This is a genomic window from Pseudomonas sp. NBRC 111130, assembly GCF_001320485.1.
GTDB classification, from domain to species: Bacteria; Pseudomonadota; Gammaproteobacteria; order Pseudomonadales; family Pseudomonadaceae; genus Aquipseudomonas; species Aquipseudomonas vlassakiae.
The window spans coordinates 108257-123802 of the sequence record NZ_BCBG01000012.1 but is presented as its reverse complement, the minus strand read 5'-3'; the positions used below and the strand labels follow the sequence as shown (position 1 = coordinate 123802).

Genomic DNA, 15546 nt, shown 5'->3' with positions numbered 1-15546 from the left:
AAAAGCCCACAACACGTGTTGTGGGCTTCTCTTTAGCGGAGGCTGTTAGCTAACCACTTCGGCCTCGTCGCCGTCTTCATCCTTGCGGTGTGCCCAGTGATACAGGGCAGGCAGTACCAGCAAGGTCAGTGCGGTGGAGGACAGGATCCCGCCAATCACCACCGTCGCCAATGGCCGCTGAACTTCGGCACCGGTGCCGGTGGCCAAAGCCATCGGGATGAAGCCCAGGGACGCTACCAAGGCTGTCATCAGAACAGGTCGCAGACGGGTCAATGCACCTTCATCGACTGCCTGTCTGAGCGTTCGTCCCTCCTCCCTTAGCCCGCGGATGAAGGCAATCATCACCAGGCCGTTCAGTACTGCAACGCCGGACAGTGCAATGAAGCCGACACCTGCCGAGATCGACAGTGGGATGTCCCGCAGCCACAACGCCACAACACCACCGGTGAGTGCGAATGGAATACCGGTGAAGACCAGCATGCCGTCCTTCAGGTTGTTGAACATCAGGAACAACAAGGTCATGACCAGCAGCAAGGCGACTGGAACAACGATCTGCAGGCGTTTGGCAGCCGACTGCAGCTGCTCGAACTGGCCCCCCCAAGTCGTCCAGTAGCCCGCAGGGATTTGCACCTTCTTGTCCAGCGATGCGGTCGCCTCCTCAACGAAGGACCCCAGATCGCGGCCTCGAACGTTGGCGCTGACGATAACCAGACGTTTGCCGTTCTCGCGGCTGATTTGGTTCGGGCCCAGTTGCAGGTCCAGATTGGCGACCTGGGACAGCGGGATGAAGCCGATCTGATTGGCACCCTGTGCCGCATTGGCAGGTACCGGGATCAGCAAGCTGGACATACCCGCTACGTCGGTGCGAACGGTCTCTGGTAGGCGTACTACCATGTCGAACCGACGGTCGCCCTCATACAGCGTGCCGGCCTGACGGCCACCCACGGCGATAGCGATCGAGTTCTGAACATCCGCGATGTTCAGGCCGTAGCGTGCTGCTTTTTCGCGGTCAATGTTGATGGTCAGCACCGGCAGGCCGGATGTCTGCTCAACTTTCACTTCCGATGAGCCCGGGACCGCTTTGAGCGCTGCCGCGATCTTGTTGGCGGTGTTGTTGAGCACGTCCATGTCATCGCCGAAGACTTTCACAGCGACGTCACTACGCACGCCCGAAATCAGCTCGTTGAAACGCAGTTGGATTGGCTGCGACAACTCGTAGTTGCTTCCTGGAACACCCGCTGCGGCCTTCTGCACTTCAGCAATCAGCTCATCACGAGGCTTCTTCGGGTTAGGCCACTGATCCTGAGGCTTGAGCATGATGTAGGCGTCAGAGGCGTTCGGCGGCATCGGGTCAGATGCAATTTCTGCGGTACCCGAGCGTGCGAACATCCGCTCAACTTCAGGCACCTGCGCAATCACCGCTTTCTCCAGACGCTGCTGCATCTCGACAGATTGAGTGAGGCTCGTTCCAGGCACACGCATGGCCTGCATCGCAAAGTCACCCTCACTGAGGCTTGGGATGAACTCGCTACCCATACGACTTGCCAGCAAACCACTGAGCACGACCAAGGCTACTGCGGCCGAGAAAGCGATGTTCCGATGTCCCAGCACCCATTGCAGAACCGGTTCATAGCGCAGTCGAGCTGTGCGCATGACCACGCCTTCCTCTTCCTTCACCTTGCCAGTGACGAACATGGCAATAGCTGCAGGAACAAAGGTAACGGACAGGACCATTGCACCCAGCAGCGCCATCACAACGGTGAAGGCCATCGGGTGGAACATTTTGCCTTCGACGCCGGTGAGGGCGAAGATCGGCAGGTACACCACCATGATGATCAGCTGACCGAAGATCAGCGGCCGGCGAGCTTCTCGCGCCGCGGCAAAGACCTCGTGGAAGCGTTCGGTTTTGGTGAGCATGCGGCCATGCTTATGTTGCGCATGAGCCAGTCGACGGATCGCGTTTTCTACAATAACCACGGCACCGTCGACGATGATGCCGAAGTCGAGTGCCCCCAAACTCATTAAGTTGGCACTGACCTTGTTGTTGAACATGCCTGTGAAGGTGAACAGCATGGACAGCGGAATCACCATCGCGGTGATCAGAGCCGCACGGATGTTGCCGAGGAACAGGAACAGAATGGCGATAACCAGGATCGCGCCTTCCACCAGGTTCTTCTTCACCGTCGCGATGGCTTTTTCAACCAGGTTGGTACGGTCGTAAACAGTCACAGCCACCACGCCCTTTGGCAGGGTGCGGTTGATGTCCGCCAATTTGGCGGCGACAGCTTGAGATACGGTGCGGCTGTTTTCACCAATCAGCATGAACACGGTACCGAGCACGACTTCGCGGCCGTTCTCAGTAGCAGCACCTGTACGGAGCTCTTTACCGATGCTGACGTCAGCAACGCTGCTGATGCGAATCGGTGCACCATCCACACTGGTGATCACGATGTTGGCGATGTCTTCGATATTGCCTACCTGACCCGGTGCACGGATGAGCAACTGTTCACCATTACGCTCGATGTAGCCGGCACCGACGTTGGCGTTGTTACTTTCCAACGCTGCGACCAGGTCATTGAGTGTCAGCTTGTAGGTAGCCAGGCGCTTTGGATCCGGCGCAACCAGGAACTGCTTGGCATAACCGCCGATGGTATTGATCTCGGCCACACCCGGGACGTTACGCAGCTGAGGCTTGATGATCCAGTCCTGGATCACGCGCAGGTCGGTCGGGGTGTACGGCGTACCGTCCTCTTTGACCGCGCCATCTTCGGCTTCAACAGTCCACAGGAAGATCTCGCCGAGGCCGGTAGATACCGGACCCATGACGGCCTCTACACCTTCTGGCAGCTGTTCCTTCGCAACCTGCAGCCGCTCGTTGATCAACTGGCGGGCAAAGAAGATGTCAGTGCCATCCTTGAAGATCACGGTGACCTGAGACAGGCCAGAGCGAGACAGGGAACGGGTCTGCTGAAGGCCCGGGAGACCGGCCATGGCCGTTTCAACTGGAAACGTGATCCGTTGTTCGGTTTCCAAGGGCGAGTAACCAGGCGCTGCAGTGTTGATCTGCACCTGGACGTTGGTGATATCGGGTACCGCATCGATGGGCAGCTTTTGATAGCTGTAGATACCGATACCCGCCATGATCAGAACGGCGATCATTACTACGATGCGCTGCTCGATGGCGAATCTGATGATACGTTCAAACATGAGAAATCATCCTGTCAGTTCGCATCAGTGACCGTGTTCGGCAGAAGCTTTGCCGAGCTCGGACTTGAGTGTGAAGCTGCCACTGGTTGCTACCTGGGCGCCGGCTTCAATACCGTCGATGATTTCCACGTACCCATTGTCGCGGCGACCCAGTTTTACCGGGCGGGTGTCAAAGCCATCTGGGGTGCGTACGAATACCGAAGGTTTGTCTTCAACGGTCTGCACAGCGTGCTCAGGGACCGCTACGGCAACTCGATCGGTCTGGGAGGTGACCGCAATGTTTACGAACAGGCCTGGACGCCAGGCGCCGTTGGGGTTGGTCAAGGTGACGCGGACAGTAGCTGCACGGTTTTGCTCGCCCAGCAGGCTGCCGACATAACCCACCTTCCCTTCGACCTCGACGTTCATGTCAGGCGAAGAGACTTTCACTGCACGGCCAGTCGTGACCTTGCCCAGATCTGTCGGCGGAACTGCGAAGGTCGCCCAGACCTGATTCAGGTCGGAAAGGATGAAGGCGTTGGTCGCCTCGCTGACGACTTCGCCGACGGTCAGGTGTTTCTCCACTACCACGGCGTCGAAGGGAGCGCGGAGCTCGTAACGATTACCGCCAACGGAGTTAACCGAGGCACCGATTGCGCCGACCTTCTGCTTGGCGTTGGCCAAGGAGATCTCCGCTTCTTGCAGCGCTTGGCGTGCTTGGAGGTAGTCTTGCTCTGCAGAGATCTTGTCCTGCCACAGTTGCTTCTCACGTTCGAAGGTCACACGCGCCAGTTCGACGCGACGCTGTGCGGCCTGTTGTTCGCTGCGCAGGTCAGAGATCTGCTGGCTGGCGATTACCGCGAGGACTTGCCCTTTCTTGACCGTCTCGCCCAGGTTGGCCTGGACAGCCTCAACAACGCCAGGAACACGAGGAACCACGTGGGCAGTACGATCTTCGTCGAAGCGAATTTCGCCAGGGAAGCTCACGACGGTACCGAGGTCACGAGGCGCTGCAGCTTCCAGGGCAACACCAGCGGCCTTGATCTGTTCAGCGCTGAGCGTCAGCTTGCCCTCTTCTTCACCGCCCTCTTCGCTGTGGCCTTCTTCACCATGGCCCTCATCACCTTCCTCTTTGGCGGCAGATGCGGCTTTCTTTTCGTCGCCATGGCCATCGTTAGCGCCATGCTCGGCAGTACTGGCGGCCTGCTGTCCGGAACTGTTGTTCCAGGCAAGGCTGCCAAATCCGAGGGCTGCCACAGCGGCTACCGCGAGGGCGATCTTGCGTTTGTTATCCATTGCTACTCCTGCTGATCGTAGGCACCGGCTTGTTCAAGGCTGTGTGCCGAAGAAAATGTTTGGCCCGTTCAGCGAGTGCCGGCGGTTGAGCCGACTTCGCCATAAACCCTTTCCACCTGCGCACGCGCATTGGTCGCCGCTGCCAACGATTCGAGGTATTGGCCACGAGCGACGATCAAGGTGCGCTGGGCATCCAGCACTTCGATGAAACCGAATTTGCCCATCTCGAAGCCGCGGGTTGCGGTCTCTACGGCTTGTTGGGCTGAAGGCAGAATGGTCTTGTCGTAGGACTCGACCTCCTGCATGGCGGTGGACCATTGGTTCAACGCGGTTTGGGTTTCGGTGCGCAGGCGCAGCTCAACAGCATTGCGCTGGTCCCGGGCCTGATCTGCACGACGAGAAGCGGAAAGAATGTTGCCCTGGTTACGATCGAACAGCGGCAAAGGCATAGACAGGCCCACAGTGTTGACCCGCTCGCGCACAGAGCGGTCGTACTGGCTACCTACACTGACAGTAAGGTTCGGGATACGCTGAGCTTTCTCTGAGCCGAGCGAGGCATCGCTCTTGTCTATCTGCACCACGGCCTGACGCATTTCTGCTGTTTGGTCGAGCTTAGCCAGCAGATCTTCAGTGCGAGGTGGCAAGCCCGGGGAGAGGGTTGGCGATTCGAGTCGATCAAACACGGTGACTGAGCTCCCGGTAATTTGAGCGAGCTGTTGGTAAGCGGTCGCTTTTTCCGTTTCTGCACGTCGAACTTGCAGCTGGGCTTCGGCCAGTTGCACTTGAGCGCGGGTCGCCTCCACTGGGGACGACTTACCTGCGCGAACACGGCCATCGACGATGCGAAGACCGCGCTCAGTCAGTTCGAGAGATTGCTTGGCCAGGTCGAGACCTGTCTGGGCCCGCAACGCGGCGTAAAAGGCTTGGACGACATCTGCACGCAGGCCGTTAACGCGACGGTCTAACTCAAGCTGTGCGGCGGTCTGCCCGTATGTGGCGACGTCAACACGAGCCCCCCGCTTACCGCCCAGCTCAAGGGTCTGGCTGAGAGAGACAGTCGTCTGGCTGGTGTTACGACGGGTGTCTTCCACGTCATACGAGATTGTGGGGTTGGGGATAAGCCCGGCCTGCTTGCGAGCACCATCAGCGATCCCAATTTCTTGCCTGGCCGCGGCCAGGTCTGGGTTGGCATCCATGGCCGTCGAAAGCGCCTGGGGCAAGCTGATGCTTTGGGCAAGGGCTGCAGGCGCCATCAACCCAGAGATGACTGCACAGAGTGCAGCGATCTTCCAGGGCGAGACGGGGGTCTTGGGTAAGACATTGCGGTTATACCGGGGCACTTTGATGGTCCTCGTGCACAAACTTCGATAAAGCTTGGCGAGAACGCCGAAACAGCTGCCAAGCCCCACTTGATTAGGTGATGGCACTCTAATGAGCGGTAGCTATCAGAGGGGTGGCTAGAAAATTACAATTTCGTAAGAAAGCTTTGTAATGCCCGTAAATACTGGGAAACCCAACCCGACACGATGATTTCGATACAAGCAACAGAGATGGCAAACACGCGGTGCGAAGGTGCCGAATAACAGGTAGATGACGAAATTGTAATTGTCCTATCACCCTCCCGTTATCTTCGGCCTGCAAATATGAGCTCGCGCTACGCTAGGCGCGCCGCCGGGTCAGAACAACTAACGACACCCGCGCCGGTAAACATAATAAAAACTGCCGTGAATCAAAGGAGCATCGGATGAAAATCAAAGTACCACTGTATTTGGCGGCAGTTTCTGCGCTGTCTGGAAGCTATGCTATTTCGGCACAAGCTGAAGACAAGCCAGAAGGCTTCATTGAAGGCAGCAGCCTTACAGTGTTGAACCGTAACTTCTACTTCAACCGTGATAACCGCGACAGCACCGCCCCCACTTACAACAGTGGCAAGGGCAATACGAACGGCTACTCCGAAGCCTGGGCGCACGCGATCATCAGCAAATTCAACTCCGGGTTTACCCAAGGTACCGTTGGCTTTGGCGTTGATGCCTTTGCCATGATCGGCCTCAAGCTCGACACCGGTGATGGGCGCAACGGCGGCCGTAGCTCCTTCGACGTGCTGCCCGTTGATAACAAGGGTGAAGCTCGCGACGAATACACCAAGGTCGGCGGCGCAGCCAAAGTCCGCTTGTTCGATACCATCGTGAAAGTGGGTGATGTCTTCCCATCGACCCCGGTCGTCGCATCGGGTGACTCTCGCCTGCTGCCAGAGAGTTTCCGCGGTGTGACCGTTGAGAACACCAGCATCCAGGGCCTTACCCTCCAGGGTGGTCGTCTGCATGCGATGAGCCAGCCGGTCTCAAGCAACCTGAACGACAACTTCGTGACGTTCTACGGCGGCCCGGTCAACTCGCCATGGATCGGTTACGGTGGCGGTGACTACTCGATCAACGACAACTGGACTGTGAGCGTCTACGCCAGCCAGCTGAAAGACGTCTGGAATCAGTACTACGCCGGCACAAGCGTGGTTTACCCGCTGAGCGACGATCTGGCGCTGATCGGTGGCTTCAACTACTACAAAGCCGTAGATGAAGGTAAGAAGCGCCTGGGTGAATTCGACAACAACATCTGGAGTGCCAAGGTCGGTGTGCGTTACGGTGCCCACACCCTGGCCCTGTCGCATCAGCGCAACAACGGCGACGACGATTTCGACTACCTGCGTCAGTCGGACTCGATTTTCGTCGACAACTCCATCCAGTACAGCGACTTCAACTCGCCGAAAGAGCGTTCCTGGATGCTGCGCTATGACCTGAACTTCACCAGCTACGGCATTCCAGGCCTGACGTTCATGACGCGCTACGCCAGAGGCTCGGGTGCGGATTACTCGAACGCTAACCAGTTCTACATGCGCACCGACGACAACGGCAACCCGCTCGACAATCAGAAGCGTTGGGAGCGTGACGTCGAAGTCAAATACGTTGTCCAAACCGGTCCGGCAAAAGATCTGTCCTTCCGGTTGCGCCAGGCAACCACGCGTGCCACTGCTTTCGAATCGGATCTGGATGAAACTCGTGTAATCATCGAGTACCCGCTTTCGATTCTGTAATTCGCTAACTGGGCCAGTTATCCATTGGCGGGTCCTGTTAGTAAAACGAGCATTACGCATTCACCTTGAGTGGCTTAAGTGCTCCTTTGGTAAAAGGTGGATATTTGGCGCCCATTGGGCGCCTTTTTTTTGCCTAAAATTCAAGTAGGCGTTCGATTGTACGCATCGCATGCCGGTGAAGTTCATGACTACACCAATGACCAGTCTCTTCAATGTGAGCGACCTCGCCGTCATCTGAGCGGAACGAAGCCAGCACAAAGAAGAAAATAACCCAATACTTCATAAGGTCAAATCACCTGCTGGAGAGAGGGCCCGCAACTGTCAAACCCAAACCGCGACAAGATATACCGCCAGACTATCAACTGTATTACCTAGAAATTACAAATCCGTCATTTGAGCCCCGGCACGCTCATTTTGATTTACCATCCCTTTCAATAATGCCGGCGCGCGTGCGCGGTTAATTGCTCAGTGATATCGAGACAAAATCCCATGCGAATTCTGGTAATTGAGGATGAAGTAAAAACTGCGGAGTATGTGCGTCAAGGTCTGACGGAATGTGGCTATGTCGTAGATTGCGTCCACACCGGGTCAGATGGATTATTCTTGGCTAAGCAGCACGAATATGAGCTGATTATCCTGGATATAAATCTGCCAGAGATGGACGGTTGGCAGGTCCTTGAGTTGTTGCGTCGTAAAAACTGCCCTTCCCGTATCATGATGCTGACGGCGAGAAGCCGGCTGGCGGATAAGGTCCGGGGGCTGGAGAACGGAGCAGATGACTACCTGATCAAGCCATTTGAGTTCCCTGAGCTGCTGGCCCGGGTTCGCGCCTTGATGCGCAGGTCAGATCACCCTGCATCCGTAGAGGTCATTCGCGTCGCTGACCTGGAGCTTGATCAGAGCCGGCACAGGGCATTCAGGGACGGTCAGCGCATTGACCTGACCACGAAAGAATTCGCGTTACTGCATTACCTGATGCGTAATACCGGTGTGGTGCTGAGCCGCACCCAAATTATTTCGCAGGTTTGGGATATGAATTTTGACTGCGACACAAACGTTGTAGAGGTGTCGATTCGAAGACTCAGAGCCAAGATAGATGACCCTTTCGAGACCAAACTGATACATACGCTTCGGGGCGTAGGGTATGTGCTTGAAAAACGATAGTTGCCAAGCTCTCTAGTACCGAAAATCCGCTACATGCTCCCGTCGCTTGCGAACTTGAGGTTTCTGTTTACGATCCGCGGCGCTGATTCCTCACTCAACAAATGAGGTAGGCTGTACATGAGGTATAGCATTGATTATCAGCAGGTTTCGCAAGGACAATCCGATGCCAGCATTGATGCCTGTCCAGCTGACATTGTCTTCAACAGCGACCATGGCCTAGCTCTTATCCCGTGCGTTGGCGATGTTATCAACCTCCCCTCTACGGCGGTCAAAGAAGGGGTTTGCGGCATCGTTAGATCAAGGATTTTCAATTATCTCAGAGGTCCTGAAGAGCTGTACTGTCACGTCAATATTCTCGTTGAGGAGGCGGACATCAATTTCGAAAGTCTCATCTCGGAATACATGCGCAATCAGTCACGTGCTCGCTCGCCTTCTTCATAAAGTCGAAGGCGGGCCAGTCCATTAATGGTTGTGTATGGGTGAGGGTTCAGCAGAGCGAGCGCCTACTGAGCACCAGAGATGAATAGTCACAGCCTAGTGGTTTAACGCGGTACTGCTGGTGTACGCAGGGCCGGACTCATTGTTTTTTGAATGGCGCATTGCAGCACATAGAAATATAAAACCCCGGAAGCAAATACGATTGCGGACAGATAAGCAAACTCAGAGTCTAAAACCCCGGAAACCATATACAATTTAATCGTGATAGAACCCATAATAATTCCGGTACAGTACATGACGCCTGTGAACTGATTGCCCAAAAAACTCAGTATGCCGCTGAAGGCATTGTTCGCACTCAACAGCATTGCTTTCAGTATCGTCCAGCCGAGAACTGGCAGAAAAGCCTTGATCATGAAGGCGAATAACATCGACGATGCAAACAGTTTTATCGGGGTTTCTGCCCACGGCTTGATGGTGCCGTCTACTTCAACGCCGGTATACAAGATGATATTCAGAATAATCGCCATAAGGGTGCATATGCCGAGGCGTATCATTTCCCGCTTAAGCGGGGCCATCATTATCACTGCGTGAATCTTGTTTCCAAAGTATCGTTTTAGTCCTTGGATCGACATTTTTCTTCCTATGCTCTCGGGTATGACGCTGTTGTAGCGTTGTATGACGGTCATGCTTTTACCCGAAGAGAGGTGACGCTTCAACGGTCCTGAATTGCGCAGGGGATCTCATGTCCTTCCCCTGGCTGGGTAGCTTGCTGAGAAATTCTCATCTACCTGCGTGGCAACGATGCGGCCACCCCGCCGCCGTCAGAGCTCTGGAGGACTGGCTGCTGTCAGCAACTCATCGAGTGACGGAACCTTAGCGTTTGCACTGAGGACGAGTGTTCTGGATCGGAGTATGGATACATCAAAGAAAGATTCGCACTCGACTCTTCCGTTTACTTCTCTCCAGTGGGTGACTTCTGGTATCAACTCATTAGGCACCGGGTATAGTGCCATAGGGTTATGGAATACCTCCACTTCAGCAGACCACGGCTCGTAGCCATATTGCGGCCAGAGCTGACCGTAGTCGCTGGACGCTACATCCAACAGAAATGGGATACCTCGTGATGCTCCCGGAGAACGGTCGAAAAACTCACCAAACCGCAAGTATCGGTACCCGTCTAGATGAGCTCCACCTGAGATCGGCACTCGGCTGAGCTTTGGCACTGTGCAGGCATTGGTGAAAATGACCGCTGAAAGATGGGCATTTTCCATTAGCGTAAATAGGCCGTTGGGGCGCCCTGATAGCAGAGATGTCTCTTCCTCCACAGTTATCAGGTGCGTACCACGATGCGCAGATGAGTGAACTGCAAAGCCATAGAGATAGCTGATGAGCGACTCCCTGCTCCACAGCATTGAACTGGGCGCATGGAAATCGGCTAAGGCCAGAATGAGCGGCTTACCCTCCACGTGCGGTAGGGATTCGTAACGCTTGTCCAATTTGTTTTGGATGGTCCTCGCAAACCTTTCTGCAGCCGCTCCTAAGAAACGCTCATGTCGGTCAGCGGGTGGGGGGACCGGCGAGGCGCCAAAATGCTCATACCGCTCTTCCGGGTTGGCTGTCACTGCTTCAACCCAGGCCTCATCTCCCAGCCTATTCTCGATGTGAAAATCGGGTGATTCTTTAGGCTGGGTGACCAAGAGTCCCTGTTCACGAAAAATCGCTAATAGGTGGGCTTCCCAGAGGCGGGTGTGAAAATTCTCAGTCTGGCAATCGGGAACCCAATTTCTGTCTGGGGATGGCAGTGCGAGATACAGTTGATTCAGCGCCCACGCCCCAATACGGCGGCTTGGATCAAATAGTGATTTGAACACCACGCTTGGTGTGCGCTTACCCATTCTGCTTAGAGGAGCACGTCGTCGTTCACCTGAAGGGAGTGGAAGCGGATGGGCTTGGGTATAGAGAAAATGGCTGATTGAGGCGCGGGCTTCGGACTCGCCAGTGGTGCACTCACCATGGCTGAGGAGCACCCACACGCTATCGACACGACGCCGCAAGGTGACAATTCCGAAGCTGCCGGAATTGATATTTCGGGTTAGAGCGGCACAAGAAATTCCGTCCTCACTAAGCCATGCCCCTACTGGCGGGCTGTCCCCAAACCCCAACCCTCGTGGAAGCGACAAAGCGATTAGATCGAACATCGGCGCAGCAATTTCTTTCATTCGCTGATCTCGGCAGTCGTCAAAATGCATTCCATCAATGCCTCGGAGCGTGCCCGCCGGCGATGGCATCGGTGGAGGTACCTATTGAAGAAGGGGGCTTTGCTCCACCAGGACGTCTCGGTTGGTGAAGATGGTCTCAATGGTTGCAGCCTCGGCAGCCACATGAGTCTTTCGCGTGATCTCTTCAAGGGCCAGTTCGAGCCGGTAGTCTTGGAAATACTCGTACAGCTTTTCAGAGCTCTCGGATATCTCCTCCCCACCATTTTTTGCGAACAAGATGTGGATGATCGCTGCGAGTGGGAGGGAGATGTCGAGATCCTTCTCTTCTGCATCTGACTCCGAGTTCAAACCGTCGAAATACCTCTCCAGATGATTCTGGAGCTCCTCAAGCCAGAACTGAGATAGGTTGCTAGGTAGGGAGCTTTCAGGCCCGGTCAGAAGGACTTCATCTCTGAATAGAGCCAGCAGATTGGGGTTTGCCATGGAGGACCTCACGATTAGATTTGAGAGCAACTGGTCAGCATAGTCCACCTCAAGATGACCACCTCCTTGACGCCCATCCTGGTGCTCCTGAGCATCAGACGAGTGAATCGCCCCGAAACCTGTAGATACAAAATGACCGCTTCTCGCCGTTAGCTGCCTTTCTTGAAGGACAGCTTTGGGTCGATAGCGGCCTTCGTGGAGGTTGGTGTCTACGGGGTCGGTTTAGTCATTCTGAATCTCCGGTTTCACCTCCGTGAGGCCGGCCATCGTCATGCATCAGATCTTGATTGACACGCGTGCCGCTTTGGATAGCCTTGCAATTGAGGGCTGCAACTGCGCATTTGTCGGGCCTGGGTACCAGCATGAGCCCCCGCAATTTTGGCAGCAGAGGAAGCTGGTTCCTCTGAAGTAGTGACGGCGGGCATTGCCAGTCGGATTCTGAACCCAAGGTCGCCAGACTAGGAGCTAAAGGATCGCTGCGACTACTCCTCATCCCTTACCGAAAAGTCACGCGTCGGTCGTAAACGGCCCTTTCCAGGCCAATCAACTTTTGTGATTGGTGAGTAGGGATTTCTCGGCTTTTCTGTGAAAAGCACCCCTTCATTTCACAAAAAAAATGGCGAAGATTCCAATTTCACGGGGTCTGGCCTATCACCTATTTTGTGAACCTACACCGGTGTAGATCGCCAGAAACAACAAAGCCCGCTGACGCGGGCTTTGTTGTTTCTGTGAGACTCAGTAGCCGGAAAGAACGCTGACGACCACGCCTGAGGCGATCGCCACCAGCACATAGTCCCCGTTCACGTACAACCAGCGGTGATCACGAGGTGGCGCGTACAGATGGCGCGCACGCCAGTCGGTCACCCAGTAGCGGTCTGTGCGATAACGAGGTTCCACCACATAGCCACGATGCCATTGCTGATGCGGCATCGGCATGCCGGCTTCAGGTCGGAAGTTCGGGTTGTGGTAGGCCGGGTAGTGATCGTTGTCATGACGGTCATGCCGCTCGGGTTGGCCATGTGACGGGGAGCCCTGATGGGATGGACCACCGTCATGGTGGTCCGGCCCTGGTTGAGCAAAACTGGCCAAGGGTGTGCTGAGCACAAGTGCGGCGCAGAGTACGGTTAGGGCTTTGTTCATTTGCGGAACCTCTGACTGTTAACGCCCGGCAGGTAAAACGGTCTGCCTGGTGCGGTTACCTGATCAGACCACAAATTTTTCCGCTTGATGTCAGGGCAGAGGTAAAGGTCCGGTAAAGGTCTACGGACTACAAACCAAGCGCTTTCAAGCGGCGATAGAGGGTTCGCTCGCTGATGCCAAGGTGACGGGCCAGCTCGCTGCGTGATCCCTGGAACTGCTCCAGTGCGTGCGCGAGATCACCTAGATCGTTTCGCCCTCTGCGCATGGCCAATGCCTGCTGTCGCCCGACCTCTTCAGGTAGGTGCTCGGGTCGGATCAGCCCGTCATCGGCAAACAACCGAGCCCTTTCCAGAATGTTGCGCAACTCGCGAATGTTTCCAGGGAAGGCATGCAGCTTGAGTTGCTTCAGCGCCGCCTCGGTCAGGCTCGGTGTCGGCTTGCCAGTCATGCGTTGCAGCAGACTCTCGGCCAGCAGCGGTAAATCCTCCACGCGCTCGCGCAACGCCGGCAAGCGGATGGGGAAACCGCTGATGCGATAATACAGATCTTCTCGGAACGTCCCCTCAGCCACCATTTTCTTCAGCGGCTTATGGGTCGCCGAAACCAGACGGAAATCCGAATGCACGGTGCGCAGGCTGCCAACCGGGCGGAAGCTCCCGGACTCGATCAGGCGCAGCAGTTTGACCTGCATCGCCAACGGCACTTCGCCGATTTCGTCGAGGAACAATGTGCCGCCATGGGCGGCCTCGGCCAAGCCGATCTTGCGCTGATTGGCGCCGGTGAATGCCCCCTTCTCGTAGCCGAACAGCTCGCTTTCGAACAGCGACTCGGTCAGGCCGGTACAGTCGACGACTACCAGCGGACCATTAGCCCGTGGGCTACCCATGTGAATAGCGCGGGCAAACAGCTCCTTCCCGGTACCCGACTCGCCCTGCAGCAGCACCGGAATCTGCGCAGGAGCCGCACGCTGAAGGCTGGCCAACGCGGTTTTGAAAGCAGGTGCCCGCCCGACCAGCCCTTGTTCCTGAGGTTGTGCGGAGGCCAGGGTGATGCTGGTCAGCCGCTCGACGAAAGCCACCACCCTGCCCTGCTCATCGAGGATCGGCCGCAACTCTACATCCACATGCTCAGGGCCACGCGGCGTGTGATGAATATGCAGCACTCGCTCCGGCACTTTGCTGTCCCACGCCTTGCGCATCGGGCAGTGCTCACCGGCCTGGTCACACGGTACAGCGTAGTGATGCGACACCCGGTGGCATTTCTCACCCAGCGGGGCCTGCTCGTTTCGACCGAACTGCCGCCGATAGGCCGCGTTGGCCGCAAGGATGTTGTAGCCGGTGTCCAGCACGATGGCAGGCACGGCATCGTGCTCAAGGTAGGAAACCAGGGCTAGGATGAGTGGATGAGATTCAGGCATGACGGCACCGATTGGATAACCTGGCGCAGGGTAACAAGGACTGCCAAACACTGCCATTGGCTGACAGTCGACTGCCAAAGGTACTGCCACCGGCACGTACAGCGGTGATCAAGGGACCGTGTTCATGGGGCCGGATGCGCAAGAGCGCCTGGCATGCATCTTGATAATCCTCCTCCCACTGCCTGCGCCCGTACAAGCTGAGGCAGACCATTTGGAGAACGTGATGATCATCGGCAACAACCTTCACGTGGAAGCCTTCTACGACGAGGCGACCTCGACCATCAGCTACCTGGTCATGGACCGTGAAACCCTCCAGTGCGCACTGATCGACAGCGTGCTGGACTACGACCCCAAGTCCGGGCGCACCTGCACCGCTTCGGCGGATCGCCTGATCGACCGGGTGACAGAGCTCAAGGCCACCGTGCAGTGGGTGCTGGAAACCCACGTGCATGCCGACCACCTCTCGGCGGCGGCTTACCTCAAGGGCAAGCTTGGCGGCCATACCGCCATCGGTGCGCACATCACCCAGGTGCAGAAAGTCTTTGGCGCGCTGTTCAACGCCGAGCCTGGCTTCGCCCGTGATGGTAGCCAGTTCGATGTGCTCTTCGAAGATGAAGAGGGCTTCTGCATCGGCAACCTGCATGCTCGTGCGTTGCATACCCCCGGGCATACACCGGCATGCCTCAGTTACATGGTCGTGGACGCGGGTGAGACGGTGGTGTTCGTCGGCGATACCCTGTTCATGCCTGACTACGGCACGGCCCGCTGTGACTTCCCCGGCGCCGATGCGCGCACGCTGTACCGCTCGATCCGTCGGTTGCTGGCGTTCCCCGACCAGACGCTGCTGTTCATGTGCCACGACTATCTGCCAGGCGGGCGCGAGATGCGCTACGTCACCACGGTGGCCGAGCAGCGCGCCAGCAATATCCACATCCACCAAGGCATTGATGAGGACAGCTTCGTGGCCATGCGCGAAGCCCGCGACAAGACCCTCGACATGCCCGTGCTGATCCTGCCTTCGGTGCAGGTCAACATGCGCAGCGGCCAGCTCCCGGAGCCTGAGGAAAACGGTGTGAGCTACCTGAAGATCCCGCTGAACAAGCTTTGACTGCCCT

Annotated in this window: 12 protein-coding genes; 4 read left to right on the top strand and 8 right to left on the bottom strand. The window is 56.5% G+C overall.

What is annotated here, in order from left to right; all coding sequences use genetic code 11:
* Window positions 1-45 precede the first annotated feature (45 nt).
* The 3 genes from APH33_RS06870 to APH33_RS06860 all read right to left on the bottom strand — a co-directional run bounded on the left by APH33_RS06870 (window position 46) and on the right by APH33_RS06860 (window position 5822).
* Window positions 46-3207, bottom strand: a complete 3162-nt coding sequence (locus APH33_RS06870; protein WP_010951454.1) for a CusA/CzcA family heavy metal efflux RND transporter — start codon at window positions 3205-3207, stop codon at window positions 46-48.
* 24 nt (window positions 3208-3231) lie between these two features.
* On the bottom strand, window positions 3232-4482 hold the full coding sequence (locus APH33_RS06865) for an efflux RND transporter periplasmic adaptor subunit (RefSeq protein ID WP_010951455.1): 1251 nt from the start codon (window positions 4480-4482) through the stop codon (window positions 3232-3234).
* Between the two features lie 68 nt (window positions 4483-4550).
* Window positions 4551-5822 (bottom strand): TolC family protein, encoded by a 1272-nt coding sequence (locus tag APH33_RS06860; RefSeq protein ID WP_010951456.1) that lies wholly within the window; start codon window positions 5820-5822, stop codon window positions 4551-4553.
* Between the two features lie 404 nt (window positions 5823-6226).
* Between APH33_RS06860 and APH33_RS06855 the strand changes: the two genes are divergently transcribed.
* The 3 genes from APH33_RS06855 to APH33_RS06845 all read left to right on the top strand — a co-directional run bounded on the left by APH33_RS06855 (window position 6227) and on the right by APH33_RS06845 (window position 9175).
* Window positions 6227-7570 carry an OprD family porin gene (locus APH33_RS06855; protein ID WP_003253422.1) on the top strand — a complete coding sequence of 448 codons (1344 nt, stop codon included), beginning with the start codon at window positions 6227-6229 and terminating at the stop codon, window positions 7568-7570.
* A gap of 489 nt (window positions 7571-8059) precedes the next feature.
* The gene (locus APH33_RS06850; RefSeq protein WP_003253420.1) at window positions 8060-8734 is read left to right on the top strand and encodes a heavy metal response regulator transcription factor; all 675 of its coding nucleotides are present in this window, start codon (window positions 8060-8062) and stop codon (window positions 8732-8734) included.
* Between the two features lie 117 nt (window positions 8735-8851).
* Complete coding sequence (locus tag APH33_RS06845) at window positions 8852-9175, top strand: hypothetical protein (RefSeq protein ID WP_010951457.1); 324 nt, start codon at window positions 8852-8854, stop codon at window positions 9173-9175.
* A 101-nt stretch (window positions 9176-9276) separates the two neighbouring features.
* On the opposite strand, the gene APH33_RS06840 is transcribed toward APH33_RS06845, so the two are convergent.
* The 5 genes from APH33_RS06840 to APH33_RS06825 form a co-directional block, all read right to left on the bottom strand.
* Window positions 9277-9804, bottom strand: a complete 528-nt coding sequence (locus APH33_RS06840; RefSeq protein ID WP_012269855.1) for a hypothetical protein — start codon at window positions 9802-9804, stop codon at window positions 9277-9279.
* Window positions 9805-9993: 189 nt separating this feature from the next.
* A complete protein-coding gene (locus APH33_RS26415; RefSeq protein WP_196997244.1) occupies window positions 9994-11421 on the bottom strand; it encodes a hypothetical protein in 1428 nt (475 codons plus the stop codon).
* A gap of 51 nt (window positions 11422-11472) precedes the next feature.
* On the bottom strand, window positions 11473-11874 hold the full coding sequence (locus APH33_RS06835) for a hypothetical protein (RefSeq protein ID WP_153428583.1): 402 nt from the start codon (window positions 11872-11874) through the stop codon (window positions 11473-11475).
* A gap of 735 nt (window positions 11875-12609) precedes the next feature.
* The gene (locus APH33_RS06830) at window positions 12610-13014 is read right to left on the bottom strand and encodes an RcnB family protein (RefSeq protein WP_054884432.1); all 405 of its coding nucleotides are present in this window, start codon (window positions 13012-13014) and stop codon (window positions 12610-12612) included.
* Window positions 13015-13141: 127 nt separating this feature from the next.
* A complete protein-coding gene (locus tag APH33_RS06825; RefSeq protein ID WP_054884431.1) occupies window positions 13142-14431 on the bottom strand; it encodes a sigma-54-dependent Fis family transcriptional regulator in 1290 nt (429 codons plus the stop codon).
* Between the two features lie 223 nt (window positions 14432-14654).
* Between APH33_RS06825 and APH33_RS06820 the strand changes: the two genes are divergently transcribed.
* On the top strand, window positions 14655-15539 hold the full coding sequence (locus tag APH33_RS06820; protein ID WP_054884430.1) for an MBL fold metallo-hydrolase: 885 nt from the start codon (window positions 14655-14657) through the stop codon (window positions 15537-15539).
* Window positions 15540-15546: the final 7 nt, after the last annotated feature.

Bases quoted from the DNA above. Each gene is read 5' to 3' on its own strand.
- APH33_RS06870 (WP_010951454.1), bottom strand. From the start codon at position 3,207: ATGTTTGAACGTATCATCAGATTCGCCATCGAGCAGCGCATCGTAGTA.
- APH33_RS06865 (WP_010951455.1), bottom strand. From the start codon at position 4,482: ATGGATAACAAACGCAAGATCGCCCTCGCGGTAGCCGCTGTGGCAGCC.
- APH33_RS06855 (WP_003253422.1), top strand. From the start codon at position 6,227: ATGAAAATCAAAGTACCACTGTATTTGGCGGCAGTTTCTGCGCTGTCT.
- APH33_RS06850 (WP_003253420.1), top strand. From the start codon at position 8,060: ATGCGAATTCTGGTAATTGAGGATGAAGTAAAAACTGCGGAGTATGTG.
- APH33_RS06845 (WP_010951457.1), top strand. From the start codon at position 8,852: ATGAGGTATAGCATTGATTATCAGCAGGTTTCGCAAGGACAATCCGAT.
- APH33_RS06840 (WP_012269855.1), bottom strand. From the start codon at position 9,804: ATGTCGATCCAAGGACTAAAACGATACTTTGGAAACAAGATTCACGCA.
- APH33_RS26415 (WP_196997244.1), bottom strand. From the start codon at position 11,421: ATGCATTTTGACGACTGCCGAGATCAGCGAATGAAAGAAATTGCTGCG.
- APH33_RS06835 (WP_153428583.1), bottom strand. From the start codon at position 11,874: ATGGCAAACCCCAATCTGCTGGCTCTATTCAGAGATGAAGTCCTTCTG.
- APH33_RS06830 (WP_054884432.1), bottom strand. From the start codon at position 13,014: ATGAACAAAGCCCTAACCGTACTCTGCGCCGCACTTGTGCTCAGCACA.
- APH33_RS06825 (WP_054884431.1), bottom strand. From the start codon at position 14,431: ATGCCTGAATCTCATCCACTCATCCTAGCCCTGGTTTCCTACCTTGAG.
- APH33_RS06820 (WP_054884430.1), top strand. From the start codon at position 14,655: ATGATCATCGGCAACAACCTTCACGTGGAAGCCTTCTACGACGAGGCG.